The 17074-nt window shown below is 39.8% G+C and carries 15 protein-coding genes; 7 read left to right on the top strand and 8 right to left on the bottom strand.

All coding sequences use genetic code 11. From position 1 onward, the window contains the following. Nucleotides 1–10 precede the first annotated feature (10 nt). The gene (gene ilvA / locus QUD05_RS26105) at nt 11–1522 is read left to right on the top strand and encodes a threonine ammonia-lyase, biosynthetic (protein WP_289798626.1); all 1512 of its coding nucleotides are present in this window, start codon (nt 11–13) and stop codon (nt 1520–1522) included. 117 nt (nt 1523–1639) lie between these two features. Here the strand turns inward: ilvA and QUD05_RS26100 are convergent, their stop codons facing one another. From QUD05_RS26100 to QUD05_RS26090, 3 genes are all read right to left on the bottom strand, one after another. After that, entirely contained in the window at nt 1640–2680 is a 1041-nt protein-coding gene (locus QUD05_RS26100) for a hypothetical protein (RefSeq protein WP_289798625.1), read from the bottom strand. A 10-nt stretch (nt 2681–2690) separates the two neighbouring features. Then, nucleotides 2691–2936: a hypothetical protein gene (locus tag QUD05_RS26095; protein WP_099099597.1), complete on the bottom strand. Its 246-nt coding sequence runs from the start codon at nt 2934–2936 to the stop codon at nt 2691–2693. A 601-nt stretch (nt 2937–3537) separates the two neighbouring features. After that, nucleotides 3538–5061 (bottom strand): energy transducer TonB, encoded by a 1524-nt coding sequence (locus tag QUD05_RS26090; protein ID WP_289798624.1) that lies wholly within the window; start codon nt 5059–5061, stop codon nt 3538–3540. Between the two features lie 341 nt (nt 5062–5402). Between QUD05_RS26090 and QUD05_RS26085 the strand changes: the two genes are divergently transcribed. From QUD05_RS26085 to QUD05_RS26075, 3 genes are all read left to right on the top strand, one after another. Further along, nucleotides 5403–6056 carry a MotA/TolQ/ExbB proton channel family protein gene (locus QUD05_RS26085; RefSeq protein ID WP_289798623.1) on the top strand — a complete coding sequence of 218 codons (654 nt, stop codon included), beginning with the start codon at nt 5403–5405 and terminating at the stop codon, nt 6054–6056. Next, nucleotides 6040–6444, top strand: coding sequence for an ExbD/TolR family protein (locus QUD05_RS26080; RefSeq protein WP_289798622.1), 405 nt, complete (start codon nt 6040–6042; stop codon nt 6442–6444). Before QUD05_RS26085 ends, QUD05_RS26080 begins: the two co-directional genes overlap by 17 nt. 475 nt (nt 6445–6919) lie before the next feature. Continuing rightward, nucleotides 6920–8854: a hypothetical protein gene (locus QUD05_RS26075; protein ID WP_289798621.1), complete on the top strand. Its 1935-nt coding sequence runs from the start codon at nt 6920–6922 to the stop codon at nt 8852–8854. A gap of 2 nt (nt 8855–8856) precedes the next feature. On the opposite strand, the gene QUD05_RS26070 is transcribed toward QUD05_RS26075, so the two are convergent. The 3 genes from QUD05_RS26070 to QUD05_RS26060 form a co-directional block, all read right to left on the bottom strand. After that, the gene (locus tag QUD05_RS26070; protein ID WP_289798620.1) at nt 8857–9444 is read right to left on the bottom strand and encodes a Uma2 family endonuclease; all 588 of its coding nucleotides are present in this window, start codon (nt 9442–9444) and stop codon (nt 8857–8859) included. 111 nt (nt 9445–9555) lie between these two features. Next, nucleotides 9556–10212, bottom strand: coding sequence for an ImmA/IrrE family metallo-endopeptidase (locus QUD05_RS26065; protein ID WP_289798619.1), 657 nt, complete (start codon nt 10210–10212; stop codon nt 9556–9558). Further along, nucleotides 10209–10565: a helix-turn-helix domain-containing protein gene (locus tag QUD05_RS26060; RefSeq protein ID WP_289798618.1), complete on the bottom strand. Its 357-nt coding sequence runs from the start codon at nt 10563–10565 to the stop codon at nt 10209–10211. Before QUD05_RS26060 ends, QUD05_RS26065 begins: the two co-directional genes overlap by 4 nt. A gap of 108 nt (nt 10566–10673) precedes the next feature. On the opposite strand from QUD05_RS26060, the gene QUD05_RS26055 reads away from it, so the two are divergent. The 3 genes from QUD05_RS26055 to QUD05_RS26045 all read left to right on the top strand — a co-directional run bounded on the left by QUD05_RS26055 (nt 10674) and on the right by QUD05_RS26045 (nt 14292). Continuing rightward, the gene (locus tag QUD05_RS26055) at nt 10674–11489 is read left to right on the top strand and encodes a PD-(D/E)XK nuclease family protein (protein WP_289798617.1); all 816 of its coding nucleotides are present in this window, start codon (nt 10674–10676) and stop codon (nt 11487–11489) included. Next, nucleotides 11486–13699, top strand: a complete 2214-nt coding sequence (locus tag QUD05_RS26050) for a Piwi domain-containing protein (protein ID WP_289798616.1) — start codon at nt 11486–11488, stop codon at nt 13697–13699. The genes QUD05_RS26055 and QUD05_RS26050 overlap by 4 nt, the downstream gene beginning before the upstream one ends. 137 nt (nt 13700–13836) lie before the next feature. Next, nucleotides 13837–14292 (top strand): nuclear transport factor 2 family protein, encoded by a 456-nt coding sequence (locus QUD05_RS26045; RefSeq protein WP_289798615.1) that lies wholly within the window; start codon nt 13837–13839, stop codon nt 14290–14292. A 417-nt stretch (nt 14293–14709) separates the two neighbouring features. Here the strand turns inward: QUD05_RS26045 and QUD05_RS26040 are convergent, their stop codons facing one another. Then, complete coding sequence (locus QUD05_RS26040) at nt 14710–15402, bottom strand: hypothetical protein (protein ID WP_289798614.1); 693 nt, start codon at nt 15400–15402, stop codon at nt 14710–14712. Between the two features lie 351 nt (nt 15403–15753). Continuing rightward, a complete protein-coding gene (locus QUD05_RS26035; RefSeq protein ID WP_289798613.1) occupies nt 15754–16716 on the bottom strand; it encodes an orange carotenoid protein N-terminal domain-containing protein in 963 nt (320 codons plus the stop codon). Nucleotides 16717–17074 lie beyond the last annotated feature (358 nt).

Raw genomic sequence — 17074 nt, 5'->3', positions numbered from 1 at the left:
CTTGACGCCCATGTTTTGCGACTACCTCATCCAAATTCTGACTGCCCGTGTATATGATGTTGCCCAGGAAACACCACTGGAGTATGCTCCAAATTTGTCTGCGCGGCTGAATAATCAACTCCTGTTGAAACGTGAGGATATGCAGTCAGTATTTTCCTTTAAACTGCGGGGTGCTTATAACAAGATGGTGCAACTGCCACCAGATATATTGGCGCAGGGTGTAATTGCCGCGTCTGCGGGGAACCATGCTCAGGGAGTCGCCCTAGCAGCCAATCGCTTGGGAACCAAAGCGATTATCGTCATGCCAGTAACCACACCCCAAGTCAAGGTGGATGCGGTGAGAATGAGGGGCGGAGCAGTGGTGTTATATGGAAACACTTACGACGATGCTTATAGCTATGCCCGTGAATTAGAAGTAGAAAAAGGATTGACTTTTATTCATCCTTTTGACGATCCCCATGTAATTGCTGGACAGGGAACAATCGGTATGGAAATTTTACGGCAACATCAGCAACCCATCCATGCAATTTTTGTCGCAATTGGAGGCGGCGGATTAATTTCTGGGATTGGGGCTTATGTAAAACGGTTACGTCCCGAAATCAAGATTATTGGTGTTGAACCAGTAGATGCTGATGCCATGTCTCAATCACTCAAAGCCGGACATCGAGTGCGCTTGTCTCAAGTGGGGTTATTTGCTGATGGCGTAGCGGTGCGGGAAGTAGGTGAAGAAACCTTCCGTTTATGTCAGCAGTATGTAGATGAAATTATTTTGGTGGATACAGACGATACTTGTGCTGCAATTAAAGACGTGTTTGAGGATACGCGATCCATTTTAGAACCAGTAGGTGCATTAGCGATCGCAGCAGCCAAAGCCTACGCCGAACGAGAACAAATCGAGGGACAAACCTTAATTGCTGTCGCCTGTGGTGCAAACATGAATTTTGATCGCCTCCGCTTTGTGGCAGAACGAGCAGAGTTTGGCGAACGGCGCGAAGCAATCTTTGCAGTCACAATTCCAGAGGCACGAGGAAGTATTCGCCAGTTTTGTGAATGTATTGGCAACCGTAACCTGACCGAGTTTAATTATCGGATTGCCGATGAAAAAACAGCCCATATTTTTGTCGGCGTGCAAATTCAAAACCGTGCCGATGCTGTCAAGATGGTAGAAACCTTTGAAGCTCAAGGATTTGAAACCCTTGATTTAACGGACGACGAACTCACTAAACTACATCTGCGGCACATGGTGGGTGGGCATTCTCCCCTGGCTCACAATGAATTACTCTACCGTTTTGAGTTTCCCGAACGTCCCGGCGCATTGATGAAATTTGTAACTTCCATGAGTCCCGACTGGAATATTAGTCTTTTTCACTACCGCAACAATGGCGCAGACTACGGACGAATCGTTGTCGGTATCCAGGTTCCCCCCCACGAGATGGAAGATTGGCAAGCTTTTCTCGATCGCCTGGGCTATCGCTATTGGGATGAAAATAAGAATCCGGCATACAAGCTGTTTTTGGGATAGTAGGGGAAGAGGCAGAGGGGCAGAGGAAGCAGGGGAAAAGGTTAAAGGTTAAAGGGAAAAGGAATAAATTTAATCTTTCCCCTTACCCCTTTCCCTTTCCCTTTCCCAATGCTCAATTTAACGAGAACTCCCTTTCGATATCAGATTTGAGTCCCAAGTGTAAAAGCCAATTTGATTAGGAACCCTAGCGAATTTACCTGTGCGATAGCCTCTAGATAGTTCATTCAGCACCTTATTTTTGATCTCTCTAATTTGCTGAGAATCTAGTTCTCCATAAATCCCGGCGATGACTTCAGCCACGCTGAAAACTTTACCTGGATTTTGTTTTAACAGAGAGGTGAGGGCATCAATTAAAAATTGACCCTCAAAGGCGTTGAGCATCGGTACTGTTTTTGTCGGGGGAACGAAAGGCTTCTTATTTTTGTTCTTGATATTCCTAGAAGCACCATTGCGATTATTTGGGGCTACCAAACTTAAATCTAGAGTATAGCAACCTGGCTCATCGGGAATAGTTACCCAGTAATTCCTTTCTCTGCCTTGGGTAAGGGAAGATTGCACTCTACCTTTAACTACTTTGAATAGATTGGAATCTAATTCTCCATAAAGCGATCGCACGATAAAATCGATATGACAAACAGTACCTATCTGTTCTTGCAATAGCTGTTTTATGGCTTCCATTCGCGAGATAGCGTGCTGATACTGAGGTAGCATCGGGATTTCCACTACCTTCGTTGAACTATCGTTGTTCTCTAGGGCGATCTTTGGATCTGTTGATGTCGTTTGAGGTTGACTCTCTTTTGTATCAACAGCAGCAGAAAAAGAATTATTTATCTCAACTCGCTCTAAGTCTTTTTGTACTGACTCTAAAGATTCCACCAAGTTGATTTCGCCGATGTCATCAAGGGGTGATAAAAACCGCAGAGAACTTTCCCCAGAAAGATTTGAGGTTTCATCAGTCGCTGTTAATCTTGATATCTGCTTGTTGGTATCAGAAAAAGACCAGTTAGACAACAACGCTTCTACATGATCCAGCTGCGATCGCGCCTGCACAAAGAGGCGTTCATACTCTTCTGTAAGGCGAGCATAATAGTCTCGTAATTCCAACAATGGTGAGAGAAAAGTGCCCGGAGGCGGTTCTAATTGTCCGTTTTGAGTCATAGGGCTTTAATCAATTTAAATCGATGTCACTTTTATAAGACATTGCTCTGGGTTTTGCCTTGTGAGATGCTGGCTGGGATTTCTTAGGCGGTTGGGGAGGGCGACATCTCTCACAATATAAAGGTCGAGGTCCGAAAGTCTCACGTTTTGTCAGATCGTTACACTCTTTACAGACAAACTGGAAAACACGAGTATGAATCTGTCTTTTGTGCGCCCTGACAGTATATTCCCTAACATCAATGAATTTACTTGCCATAATTAGGAATTGTGAATTGCCGACGTTATCAATGTCCTATCAATATAGCTATTCAAGCAAATCAAACCGCATCAGTGTGTGTTTATGTAGAAGTTTTATTCAAATCAGTGAATTTGACATCTAGACATAAAGTGCAGATGAGCAATTTGAGAGTTAGCCGTTGACTATATCTCTCAGCATATAATTGGTGATGAGCAAACACTACTACCATTCTTTAGGCGCAGGCGATTTACATTGCCCCGCTGATAAAAGTTGGTAGGAGAAAGTGCAGGATTATTTACTTCCACTACTATTGATTGGCAAATCAAGCGATCGCCAGTGTCTCTAATAGCCCATCATAAAATTACCGCACTCCTAGCCCCTCTTCCTCATGCTAAGTGGGTAATGCTTAATGGAGCCATTTCTATCTAAAGAACAACCGCCTCCTAAAACAGGAGGCGGCGATCGTTGTTAATCAAAGTATGATTCCAATAATCTTTATCCCTCTACTAGTAGTATGTCAAGTCAACTTCACGAGGTCAATAAGTTCGTAGTCAGAACTTTATTCCTTTGTTAAGCGCTCAAGCACTTATTACTAATCCATCAATTTTAACTTGACAGACTACTGCTGACTGGGAGCAGCAGGTTGTGATTGAGGTTGTTGGCGCAAACGGCGCAAAGAGTCCCGCAATTTATTTTGGGTAGTATTATCTCTTCGCCGCCGCCGATTTGTGGTTACTTGTGGCTTTTGTGATGAATCGGTAGTCGTTTGCTCGCGCCGGATGCGGCGTAAGGACTCTCTTGCAGTTCCTTGAGTACGAGTTGTTCTAGCTTCAGATGATGAGTTTCTAGCAGGACTTTCTGCTCTTTGAGGTTCCAGTCGCCGACTAAATCCAGATATTGCTGGTCTTGATGGGGGTGCCAACTCTCTGCGCCTACGTCTTGGAGCTGCCTCTGTGGAGTTAGCGGCCGTTGTTTGCTGGGTTCTCTCTCTCTCTTGTGCTTCTCTTTGTATTCGCCGTTCTTGAACTTGGCGCGATCGCCGTGAACCTTTGATGGCATATTCAGTGGCGATCGATACCCCTTGTCTACCACCTTCTGCGGGTTTTAATTTCCAGTCACGTGCTTGTCTCTTGGTTTCTTCATCCAAGTCGCGGTTTCCACTAGAGCGAGCAATCCGCACATTCGTAACATTACCTTGTGCATCAGTATCTACAGCTACTTCTACTCTGCCTTCAACTCCTCGCCGTCTTGCTGCCTCTGGATATTTGGCATTACATTCGCGGCAGGCTGCACGACCATTACCATTACCTGAACTGTTAATTTTTGGAGTTGTAGGCGCTGTTGCTACTGTGGGACGGTTTCCTGTTCCACTACCAATTCCACTACCAGTGCCACTACCGATGCCACTACCAGTGCCGCTACCAATTCCACTGCCAGTGCCACTACCAATGCCACTACCGATGCCACTGCCAGTGCCACTACCAATGCCGCTACCAGTGCCAGTTCCAGTTCCACTGCCAATGCCACCACCAGTGCCAGTGCCAGTTCCTCCACCAGGACCAGTACCGCTACTTGTACCTACAGCAATACCACTACCTGAGCCTAAACCAACACCAGATCCGCCGCCACCGCCGCCACCGCCACCACCACCGCCACCACCTGGTGAACTTGCTTTGGAATCTTCAGACGGAGCTGATTGGGGAATGGATGATGCAGATTTCACAGGTACTTCTGGTACCGCTCGTGGAATAGGTGCAGATTTCACAGCAACTTTTGGCTCAATCGGAATTGCTTTCGGGGGCGTACTTATCGGCTGTGGCTTCTGAGGGACTGCTGTAATCTGTTCAAATTTTTCTACTGGTGGAGTTTCTATAGGCTGTTTTTGAACAATCTCTAGTTCTTTTTTTATTTCTTCTGGAATCTCTGCAATTGGTTTTTCTGGTTCCGCAGTCGGAGAATCCACGATCGCGACCTCTATAGGTTCTTCTTCTCCTGTGGGTACTCTCGTTAAATAATTACTTATACCAGAAGACAGTACGCCGATATGCAGCGCCAGTGAACCTATTAGACTGTAAGTCAGAAAAGACTTGAGAGCCTCAACTTCTTTGGAACGTTGCTCGACAGTAGTGCCGGAAAAGCTCATAGCTATTGCTACCTATTCTCACTAATTTAGCTATCTTAGAATGCAAGGTTACAAATATCAAGTAAACAATTCAAATTATTTGGGATAGCTTTACGAACCCCGGACTAACATCAACATTTTTTTGAACCACCAATATCATGTTTTTTGGACAAAGTTAACTTTTATTACAATCAAATTAAATTAATTTATGTAAAACAAATGAACGAGTAAATAAAAATCATGAACGTTTCATTTGAAAAAATTCTCATTGTATTTTATATTTTATTGAGAATAAGTTTCAGCTTTTCTCTAGATTCTGGTAGTCTGATTTTGTATTGTGGATGACGTTATAGAGGAACTACATGGGAATTCAGAATTTGTTTGCAGCAGGTGGTGTGGTCATGTGGCCCCTGTTGGCGTTTTCAGTATTGGGTGTGGCACTGATTTTCGAGCGGATCAGGTTTTGGGTACGGATTAATCAGCGTCAAAACCGGGTAGTGCGAGATGTTTTGAATCTCTACCGCCTCGATAATATTGTCGGTGCAATGGATAAACTTCAGAAAAACGCAGATTTGCCACTGGCTCGGATTTTTCTAGCGGCTTTAGAATTAGAAGAGCCAAATCCAGAGGAATTCCGTTTAGCCTTAGAAAGTGAATCGCAAGCTGAGATACCTGTACTCAAACGTTTCCAAAACATTTTCGAGACAATTATTAGTCTGGCACCACTGTTAGGACTTCTCGGCACGGTATTAGGATTGATAGCTTCCTTTGCTTCCCTAAATCTTGGTGACGTGGGAGGTAGCAAAACGGCAAGTGTTACGGCTGGCATTAGTGAAGCCCTGGTATCAACTGCATCAGGATTGATCGTTGCTATATTCATACTCATGTTTGCCAATACCTTCCGGGGACTGTACCAACGGCAAATTGCACTAATTCAGGAGTATGGTGGACAGCTAGAATTACTTTACCGCCGTCGCTATGAACGAGGAGAAAAAACCTATGCGTCTACCAGATGAACCAGAGCTTCCGCTACAGATCAACATCGTGCCGATGATTGACGTGATTTTTGCAATTTTGACATTTTTCATTATGTCAACTCTGTTTTTAACACGTTCTGAAGGTTTGCCAGTAAATTTACCGAAGGCCGCCACAGCAAAACAACAGCAAGTTCCCACTAAAATTACCATTACGGTAGATGAAAAAGAACAGGTAAGCCTAAACCGTCAACCAATTGCAGTTGATGATTTGACAGCGCAAGTGCGAACCTTAGTTGGTTCTAACCCAGAAGTATTAGTGATTATTAATGCTGATGAAAAAGTTGATTATGGCCGGGTAGTGGCGGTGATGGATCGGGTACGTCAGGTTCCGGGAGCTAAATTAGCGATCGCTACCCAAAGAGAATAAATAGATATTATTGGGCATAACGAAGTTCAGAGAGTCAGGAAAATTCTATATTCTGGCTCCTAACTCATTCTTGTCTAATAGATATCTTCAGCAATCTATTATCTTTGTTATGCACAATTAATTAATTTTGCCCATAACGGTTCTCGACATGCGTGAAGTACAATTTTGACCTCTCTCCTAAAAGGAGAGAGGCTTTGAATTGTTCCCCCTTCCCGCTTCGGGAAGGGTTAGGGGGTTAAGGCAGTAACTTTTATCAAAACAGAAGTCAGGAGCCAGAACGAGCGTCTTCATTCTGACTCCTGACTTCTGAATTCTGACTTCTTCAATGGTGTAGGTTTTGCCAAGGTTAAGTTTCAGCCGAATGCTTCCATTCTAGTATCTACAATCACGACATAATCCAAACTGACTTGATAAATTGCTAATTACACGAACAAAATAAGGCATAGCAAATTTATACAAGCAGGTAGATTATCTGATGACTATTCCAGAGTCAATTAAAAAATTCATTACATGGATACAAGGTTTTGACCATCGTGTTTTACAAAATGAAGATGATGTAAAAGAAAAGTTGATTTTTCCCATGTTTAACTATCTCTGCTATCCAGAGATATGTCATCGTGAATACTCTTTGAAAACATATCAATCAGAAACCTACGCCAAGAATCCAGAAATTGCTCAGATTTATTTTGCAACAGATGATGTTAATAAACACAATACAGATACATCACTTATTTTTGTAAAAGCGATAGAACCGCAAAAAATCAAGTTAAATGAGGCTATTGATCAAGCTAAATTTTATAGTAATCATTTTAAAACACTATTTTTTATTGTCACTAATGGATATGAAATCAAGGTTTTTCAGCGTCTACATTCTAATAGAGAAGAATTAGTATTTGATATAAATATAGATACCTTAAAAAATAACGATGTCGCCTCAAACTTTTATAATAAACTCAATTTTGATTTAGTTAAAAACATCGATAAAAATACAGCCAGTATTTTAACATATACTAAATATAACTTAATAGAAAAATTAATTATATGCCATCCAGATTTACAGTATTGTTTAGAAAAATGTGATTTTGAGCCTTCTACAACGCGAGAAGGCTGCCACTTAGTTGTTGTTAAGCCAAAAGTAGCGATCGCCTGTAATTTACCCCAAGCTTTTGGTGAAGGTAATTGTCAAATAGAATTCAGTAGTATTCTTTTTAAAGGTTTAAAAATTCACTTAAATAATCAAGATATTTTAGGTCAATTAATGACTGGATTACATACTAAACCAGATTGGGGTTGTCGTCGTTTTTTGAAAAAACTAGATAAAGATAATTTTACAGTAAATTTGGGTCAAATAACAGTTATTTTATCAAAAAAAGAAACAACAGACTTATGTTTATGTGTTGATGAAGTTTGCCAAGAATATCAAAATTTAATAATTAAATTCGAGAATGCTCTAGAAACATGGGATTTTAAATTTATAAAGTTCTCAGAAGCTCGTGGTTTTATCCTCTTTTCTGTTAGACAAGAATTGTGGAAGTTAATGCAACAGTTTGCTAAGGAATTTGATTATAAGAAAGGTAAATCAGAATGGCATCTATTTCATAGGAAAAATCTATCAATTCGAGTAAGCAGAGGAATTCGCGATCATGCATTTTTCTTTCCAAAATTTGATAGAGATTTATCTTTATTGCCTAGCAATCAAGTTAACATAATCTATGAGCTAAATGATATTAATTTACGATCTATTAAAACAGATAAATTTAGCTTGTGGCAGCAAGATATTGGAGTACGAGGAACTTGGACAGCTAAATATACCAAACAATGGTTATTAGATAAATATATTCCCAAGGTGATTAAATACTATTCAAACAAATCTCAATTATCTGAAGCTGAATTGCTAGCAAAAATAATAAATTACAGAAGTGAACGTGCGCCAATAAAAGAAATTGATAACATCAGAGATTTAGTACCTTATCTTCGCGACATCCAATCTTGGCTACATATCTATGTGGAAAATATTGCAGCTTCGCAATTGAAGCCATATTACCAAGCCTATACAAATTTAGTGCGTAACACAGATTCTTCCATAAAAGGCATAGACTATATTGTCGGAAATTTGCAAAGAGTTGGGTGGAAAAATCTGGCAGAAGAAAATAATAGTAATTCCACAGACTGGAAAAACTTGACTTTTAAATATGCTATAGATTGCTTAGATCGGCAAGTAGTAAGAATCAATAATAGTGAATACGAGAATAGTTTCAAGGCAGATTTAATCACTCGGATATTTATTTGGATTATAGAAAATGGTCGAATATCTTTTTCACAAGCTCAGTTAAATGCTGCCAAACAAGCTTTAATCCCACTTTGGGAACAAAGTCGTTTTGAAATGCGCTATATGTATCCTAATCAATAAAACTACATAATTTGCTGTAAATCCAACACAAATCCAGAAAGTATATTTTCTCCAGATAAACTAGCAGGATTGTCTAATATTTCTACATCTTTATCTGGACGATAAATTTCTACTCGCTTGTTTTTCCGATCAATTAACCAGCCTAATTGAGTACCATTTTCGATATACTCCTGCATTTTCTCTTGCAATTCTTTCAAGGAATCAGTACGATAACGCAACTCTACTACAAAATCAGGACAAATTGGGGCAAATTTTTCTTGTTGTTCTGGGGTTAAAGCATTCCAACGCTCAATTTTCACCCAAGAAACATCAGGAGAACGTTCTGCGCCATTAGGTAGGGTGAAACCAGTTGAAGAGTCAAAACCTTTGCCTAATTTAGTCTGTTTATTCCAGATTCCTAATTCAACAACCATATCAAAGTTACGGTTGCCAGTATCACTACCTGTAGGTGGCATAATTAATATTTCCCCTGATGCTGTGCGCTCAAATCTATAATTACTATTTTTCTGACACATTTGGAAAAATTGCTCATCAGTCAAGTCAATTTTCAATTTGAGTGTAGAAGGCAAACTGGTTGTCGTGGCGTTCATAGGCTATTCTGAGCATCTTACTTCTAGTGTAGTGCTGTGTGGGGTGCGTAGGCGTAGCCCGTCGTAGACATCGCATGATGAGATAATGGCGATCGCATTTTATTTAAATCTTTATTTTTTCCGAATAGGCGCAGCTTTACCCAAGTAAATTGTCTTGTCACCTGGAGGAAGAATAATCCAATTTAGTTGTCTTAAACGAACTTTAAGATTAGTTATTGTTACGCCCAAATCCTTTTGCATTGCGTAAAGGTGAGACCATTTTGTTAAATCATGTTCTGCTGCCATCTGTTCTAAAATATAACGAGGCATTAGCAAATAACTAGCGAAACGTTGAGCTTGCCATTCCATCTTTTGCAGTTGACCACTAACAGCACGGCACAAAAAAGGCTGCATATCTATTTCAGCTTTACCACCCTGCTTTATCAGTTCTTCAAACTGGCCAGCCGTTTTTTGGTCAATATGTAGTTCCCAGTGTCCCAGTTCATGAGCTAGCGTTGATTCTTCAAACCCTTTGGGAAGTTCTAAAATATCTTCATTGATTTCGATCAGATGCTCTAATGGCAGAATCCTTGCTGCTATTTGTCCTTCAGCATCAGGCGGTATCCTATCCCAAACAACATCCAACCCTAAAAACTCTGCCACACGAGTTGCATCTAAAGGCCACTTAGGAATATATTTGGGTGTTTCCTGCATACGCTTGAGAATATTATTAGCCCTGGCCTCAATTTCGCTATCAGGAATATAGCGATACCGCTTGATGATACTCAACCTTGCTTCTCCTCATTTTCTGGTTGTGTAGCTTCTCGAAAGACTCTTTTAGCAAAATCAGGATTTTCCTGCATTCGACGGAACAAAGCAGGCATTCCCTTGTAGTTTTGCTTGATAAAATCCTCGTCACGCTGGGGAATACGACTAGCCGAAAAAATTAACTCTTCCTCATTTAAATCAAGATGCTGTGCCAGAGAACGAATGACATCTTCTTTTGGAGGATAGTCCGCGCGATCATTCTCTAATTTAGACAGATAAGTGAAATCTAGCCCCATTAGTTTTGCTAGCTCACGCTGACTAAATCCCTTATCTTTGCGGGCTTCACGAATAAGCTGACCAAAACTTTGATTCACTTTTTTTCCTACTTAACTAAACATGATAACAGAGTGTTGACTAAAAAATCAATACACGTTAGGGTGTAGTTGAATAAAAAATCAACAGAACTAAAAAGGATACAAATTATGGTGTGGCGGCCGTATGTGAGCTTTAACATTTGGTCACAGTTCGCTTCATCTGTTGGGCAAGAATATTGGCATTGTGATATGAAACGAGGTTTTTCCAGAGCGCGAAAAAAAGAATCATTAGTTAAAGCGCTGTTGGAGCAAGACACTATTCCTCAATATATCGGTTTGCAGGCACAGAAGGGCATTTACGAATTTCACCAAAATATTCAACTATTGCACCAATTAGATGGTGTAGAGATAGTAGCAGAGAAGCTGAGATTAGACCAAGAGCCTATAGAAGTTAAGCAGCGAGTTATTAAAATTTTGACCAACTACTATCAGGAACCAATTCTCTGTGAAAAAAAAATCATCAAGCTTAGTCGAGGTGATGAAGGAATTCCAGAGCCAATTCTGATTCAGCAAGGTAATTATTTTTTTAACTTGTTTGTAGCTCTTGACTGCATTTTTATTGAATCAGACAAGAGACTGCACATTTTAGATTTCAAAACAGGCACATCTAATTTTGATAGGCGACAAGCGTTTGTCTACCTGCTGGCAGCTACTTATATGTTCCCTGGACAAAAAGCTGTTGCTTCATTTTATAACTTGGAAACTAGTAAATGGTCTGAGCCAATTACCGCCACTGATGCTCAACTCAAGGCAATTCAATCTAAATTAGCTCAAATAGCTCAAGAACATCAAAAAGAATTGGACCGTTACAAGCAAAATCCATCTGCATTTGCTGAAATATTTCCTGCTAATCCTGGAATACCCTGTCGAAATTGTCAATTCACGTCAATTTGTAAATTCCATTTATTGGAGGTTTCTGCATGACTGTTGCTATTGCACCTACCCAAACTTATACCTCTTTTAGTGAAGTTTTTCCAATCAAAATTTTACAGCTTAAGTTAATGTGTTTTCGGCTAACACCTGAAATTGACAAAAAAGATGGCAACCGATTGAGCTATCATTTTAGTCGAAAATTACCTGAGACTGTTGTTATATGGTACAAGCCTTACTTTTGGATTTTGGCAGCATCTCATAAAGATTTACCTAGCAAAGAAGAATTACAAGATGCACTGAAAAGCATTCAAAATGAAGTAGAAGATTTTAAGGAACGCTTATTCGGTTTTCAATCAGTACGTCAGCCTCAACCTACATCTTTTATTTATTCTATGTTAGCTATTCAAGTTTTGAATAAAACCAAATTTAATTCTCCAATTGTTCTGTCTGATAATGGAGTTATGGTCAAAAGAGAACCAGATTTTTGGTCAGAAATTATCGAATTACAAGGTGAGTTTCAACCTGCTCTTAGTTTGACAGTGTGCAGTAGCATTGTGTTTCGTGATAATTTGGCTGATTTCTACGAAAAACATCCTCAACGACAAAATTCAGAACAGCTTTTAATTGGTTTAAAAGTTCAAGAAATTGAACGAGGTAGTAACGCAACAATTGTCGGTATTATTGGAACTATCGAAGAGCATAGAGATGAACTCTTAGCAAAAGCTACTGGCTCAACCAGTAAACAAGCACTACGAGATGCCCCAAAAGATCAACCTGTTGTTGCTGTACAGTTCGGTAAAGATACAAAACAGTTTCACTATGCTATGGCAGCTTTACGTCCCAGTATTACATCTGCCACAGCCGATCAATTTGAAGTTGAATACGGAAAGCTACTTAAGGCTACTAAAATTTCGCATCAAGACAGAACAAGTCTTTTGGCATCTTATAAAAAAATAGCAACAGACGCTTTAATTACTTATGGAATTCAACTAGAACGTAGTATCAATAGCATTCAACATCCAAATTTATTCTGGAAACCTGAATTTCCTATAGAGGAAACTCCTCTACTTTTTGGTAATAACTTTATAACCAAAAGAAGTGATGTTCTAAATGGTCTTAAAAAAGGTGGAGTTTATCGCCGACACCCTGATTTTAAAGATAAATCCAAAGTGATTCACATTGCAGCACTCAAGCTTTGTGATTTAAAAGTAGATCCGTTCCTGAAATTACTTAAGCAGCGTCTGGAACTATATGGATTTAAAAGTGAAGTTATTACTAAGCAACCTTTGTCACTGGATAACCTGACTAAGACTGAGGCAAGAGCAGAAGTTGAGAAGAAAGTTAATGAATTAATTGAGATACCACACGACATTATTGTAACTTTTTTACCTCAAAGCGATCGTCTTGATGATGATACAAATGAGGGAAGTTTTTACCATCAAATATACTCTTTATTACTCCGCCGTCAAATTGCTAGCCAAATGATTTATGAAGATACTTTGAATAAGCCTGGAAATTATCAGTATATCTTGAATCAGGTAATTCCTGGAATTCTAGCAAAGTTAGGTAATTTGCCTTTCGTTCTAGCCGAAAACTTAAAAGATGCTGATTATTTTATTGGCTTGGATGTTTCTAGAATTTCNCAAAAAAAGCAAGCAGGTACAAGAAATGCCTGTGCTAGTATACGTCTCTATGGCAAACAAGGGGAGTTTGTTCGTTATCAACTAGAAGATGATTTAATTGATGGTGAAGAAATACCACCTAAACTATTGGAGCGATTACTACCTGCTGCTGAATTAGCAAACAAAACAGTCTTAATTTATCGTGATGGTTCCTTTGTTGGGAATGAAGCTGATTATTTAGTAGATAGAGCTAAGGCAATAGGAGCTAAGTTTATTTTGGTGGAATGTAAAAAGTCTGGTATTCCTCGACTGTATAACTTAAAACAAAAAGTTGTCATAGCACCTTCACAAGGCTTAGGACTTCGTTTATCATCTCGTGAAGCAATTCTGGTAACAACTAAAGTTCCTGATAAAGTTGGTTTGGCTCGTCCTATACGTTTAACAATTCATGAGAAAGGACACCAAATCTCAATAGAAAGTGTTTTAGAAACTACTCTAAAACTTACGTTATTGCATCATGGAGCTTTAAAAGAACCTCGCTTACCTATGCCATTATATGGATCTGATCGCATGGCTTATCTACGTTTGCAAGGTATTCGTCCTAGCCAGATGGAAGGCGATCGCCAGTTTTGGCTGTAGAATTAACATCAACATTACAGATATTCTGCATCCAATCAAAACCTGACTTTTCGCAGGTGCGATCGCACCACACAACTTCTGGTTAAATTTTACTAATGCTCTATAAGCTTGATACTTTAGAGGGTAGAAAAATCTAGATGCTTTGGCTATCTCAATGGCTAGTGTTAGGAACTATATTTGTTAGCTTAACTTTTAGCACACCTTTATTTGCCAGTCAGTCTATGAACCAACAAGATATCCAGATATTAATAGAAAAAGCTAAAGATGCATGGGTTGCTCAAGATATCGATGCTCTTGCACAATTGTTTACAGTTGATGGAGAACTAATCATACCTGGTCAATGCTGGCGGGGGCAAGAAAGAATTCGAGAAGGACTTGCCAATTTTAAACAAGAGTATTCAGATGTTAAAATAGACATCCAACGGATTATCATTGGAGCAAATCAGGCAGCAGTAGAGTGGTACTACGAAGATACAGAAAAAGCGACAGGTCATCGTAATAAAGCTGATGACGTAATTGTTGTAGATTTTAGAGATAGTCAAATTAGTCGTTGGCGTGAATATTTTGATACACAAACGCCAACTAACAGATAGTTACATTAGATGTGAAACTCTAATATCCTTAATTTATTTTGAATCAAGGATATTGGAGTATCAAAACTAACTTGTAACATAAAAAACACCAGACGTTTAACACCTTAGACCGCTCTGATAAAGAATTTAACCTTCCCTTCAGTGATAATAAAGTGGAGGAAGCGACAAAAACTCCACACCGTCAAGGTTTTGATTGATTTACACTGTTCAAACATCTGCGATCGCTCTCCTTGGATGTCTGATAATGGATCACAGCGGCATAACACCCATACAGTGTTGTTTCTTATCACTAACTACAATAACTAACCCTTCTCTAAAAAACCCTCTCTCTAGGGTAGGAATACTAACTAGCCAAGAGAGAGAGCTATATTGGCTATACAGGCGTATCTAAAGTAAGATTTTAATTCTTTATTAACTCTAGCCGCTCATTTGACGCCGTTGGGACTGTACTTGGTTAAACTGCTTTTGTTGTGGTGTTAATTGGTTGTAATCACTTGAAGATTGCATATCCCATTGTAATTCTGCTAGTAACAGTAAACTCACGGTCATAATTAGCCCCGTTGAGAGAAATTGCATGACACCGCAGTATGGTAAAACTAAAATTCCCAGCAAATGAATAAACCCCATCAGAATAAATGTGCGTGAACGCATTCCTATCCCGGTGCAAAGGTAGCCGATGGCACTTAATCCTAACCACAGTGGACACAAACGGATCAACACCTCTCCCCACCCCAAAAAAATACTTAGATCGGTCAAGATTAAACCCATTAAGATTAAAATCGCCCAGCTATAAACAACCCAGCGTAGCTGTTCTACAGTTGCCCAAAACCAAGTTAAACTTACCATGCCAACTGCACCCAATAAGGTAAGCACTGACCACAAAATAGCTTGGCTACTCCAGCTAATGGGTAGAAACTGAGCAGTTACGAAAATTCCAGATGAAATTAGTCCCCAGAGAATAAATGCTTGGTCGACGCGAGTATAAAACTTTGAAAAGAGGATGAAATTTCCAATTTGGTAGTTGAGACAGACTAAACCTTGAATATCTTGAAAATCTAGCTCTTGCTGTTTGTCACGCAGGAGCGGCTCAGAGGAATTGAAAAAAGTCATTGATAATTTATTACTCTTGGTAGATGAATAAATTATTACTCTATCCAAAGATATATTGTTATTTAAATATAAACAAGTAAAAAATAGTTGAGATACTTTTAAGCAAGAAAAGTTCTAGAAGTCAGTATACTTATTGCAATTTAGTATATTTTGCGACTTTAGAAAACTCCGCATCCACCTTAAAACTATTTAACAATTTTTTAAAATATCGCTGATGAATCGGTTTTTTTCAATAGCGATCGCAACATTAAGATACTAAAGAAGCTGCTATCAGTTTCTTTTGCTTAAGCGTGGCGATGTCTACGACGGGCTAAGCCTCATCCACGCTTAAGCAGCAACTAATCTAGCCCTCTATTTACGTACTAGGTTCAGCAGTTCTTTAGGAGAAGCCAACAAGTCAATCGCTACAAAGAAGATTTTGCCTTGGGGATCTATCAAAAAGCGCCATGCAATATTCATGCCCACGCTGGCTCCGAACCAAGGGGTTTGGACTTTGCCTGTAACTTTAACTTGGGTATAGCCATCTTCCACAGGCTCAGATACGCCGCGCTCTGGGAGCATCTTCAATCCCTGGCATTCTTCACGCATATAAGCGCGAATTGCGTCTTGACCAACAATTGGTCTTTCAAAGGGAGGTTGCAAAGCACCTTCGGAACGAAACAGAGAAACCGCAGCATCAAAGTCATTGGCATTCATGTTGTTGATATAGCCAAGTACCGTAGGATTGTTGATACCTTCAATGGTGACTTTAGTCCGAAATGCTGGTGCAGTGGGAGGAGCTACTGGCTCCGAGACTTTTTTGTAACTACCAGGAGCATTCGGATCGAATCCCATGCTAATTACGGTATTGCGTAGGATGGTAATTTGTTGACCTGAATCTGCATTGCGGATGGCTTGTAACACATCGGCAGCTTTAGAAGAAAGCTTGTAACCTGGTGGGATTGGAGCAACGATTCCCTGAGCCATCCATTCTCCTAACTGATACCAAAAGCCCAACTTGATATTCACGGTGAAGGATGCATAAGAACGGCACAGAGGAGTATCAGCACGGTTAGCCAAATCATACATGACTTGCGTTTGAGCCTCAAAAGGCATCTGCTTAATTTGTTCGAGTAAGCCTTGTGCAAGGATCATGTTGGCTGCCCCAGGAGCCGCAACTGTAATACTTCTACCCATCTCTGTATAAGCAAACCAAAGTAATGCTAGTTGGTCTTCAGCATTGAGCTTAGAGAATGATTCGACGACGGTTGGAACAACGTCAGCAACTAGAGTGCCGGGAAAAATACTTTGAGCCGACTGGATGGTAAAAGACATAGCAGAAATTCCAAAAAGAAAATTACAGTTCTACCGAAATGTGAAAAATTAAATGTGCAAAGACAGAGGAGAAATGCGTTCAATTGTTAATAAAGGCACTCAGNNNTTTTGGCATCACNNNAAAGTCTGTTGTAGACATCGATGCTTTAATAAAGGCATAGTGATGCTGTTGCCGTTGAGTTTAGATACTTGGCAAAGCACATTGCAGCCTCAACTGCATGGTTATTTAGAAAGCCTTGATNNNCGGTGGTTTAACGCATTGATGTTGCTTTTATATCTTTATGTAAAGAAACATAACAAGTTCGTTACAAATNNNCAATACCTTCTCAGTTATACATTGATAGCTTCTGATTATATA

The organism is Nostoc sp. GT001, from assembly GCF_030382115.1.
In the GTDB taxonomy this organism is placed as follows: Bacteria; Cyanobacteriota; Cyanobacteriia; order Cyanobacteriales; family Nostocaceae; genus Nostoc.
The sequence above is the reverse complement of the archived record's forward strand: the minus strand, read 5'-3'. Positions and strand labels throughout refer to the sequence as shown.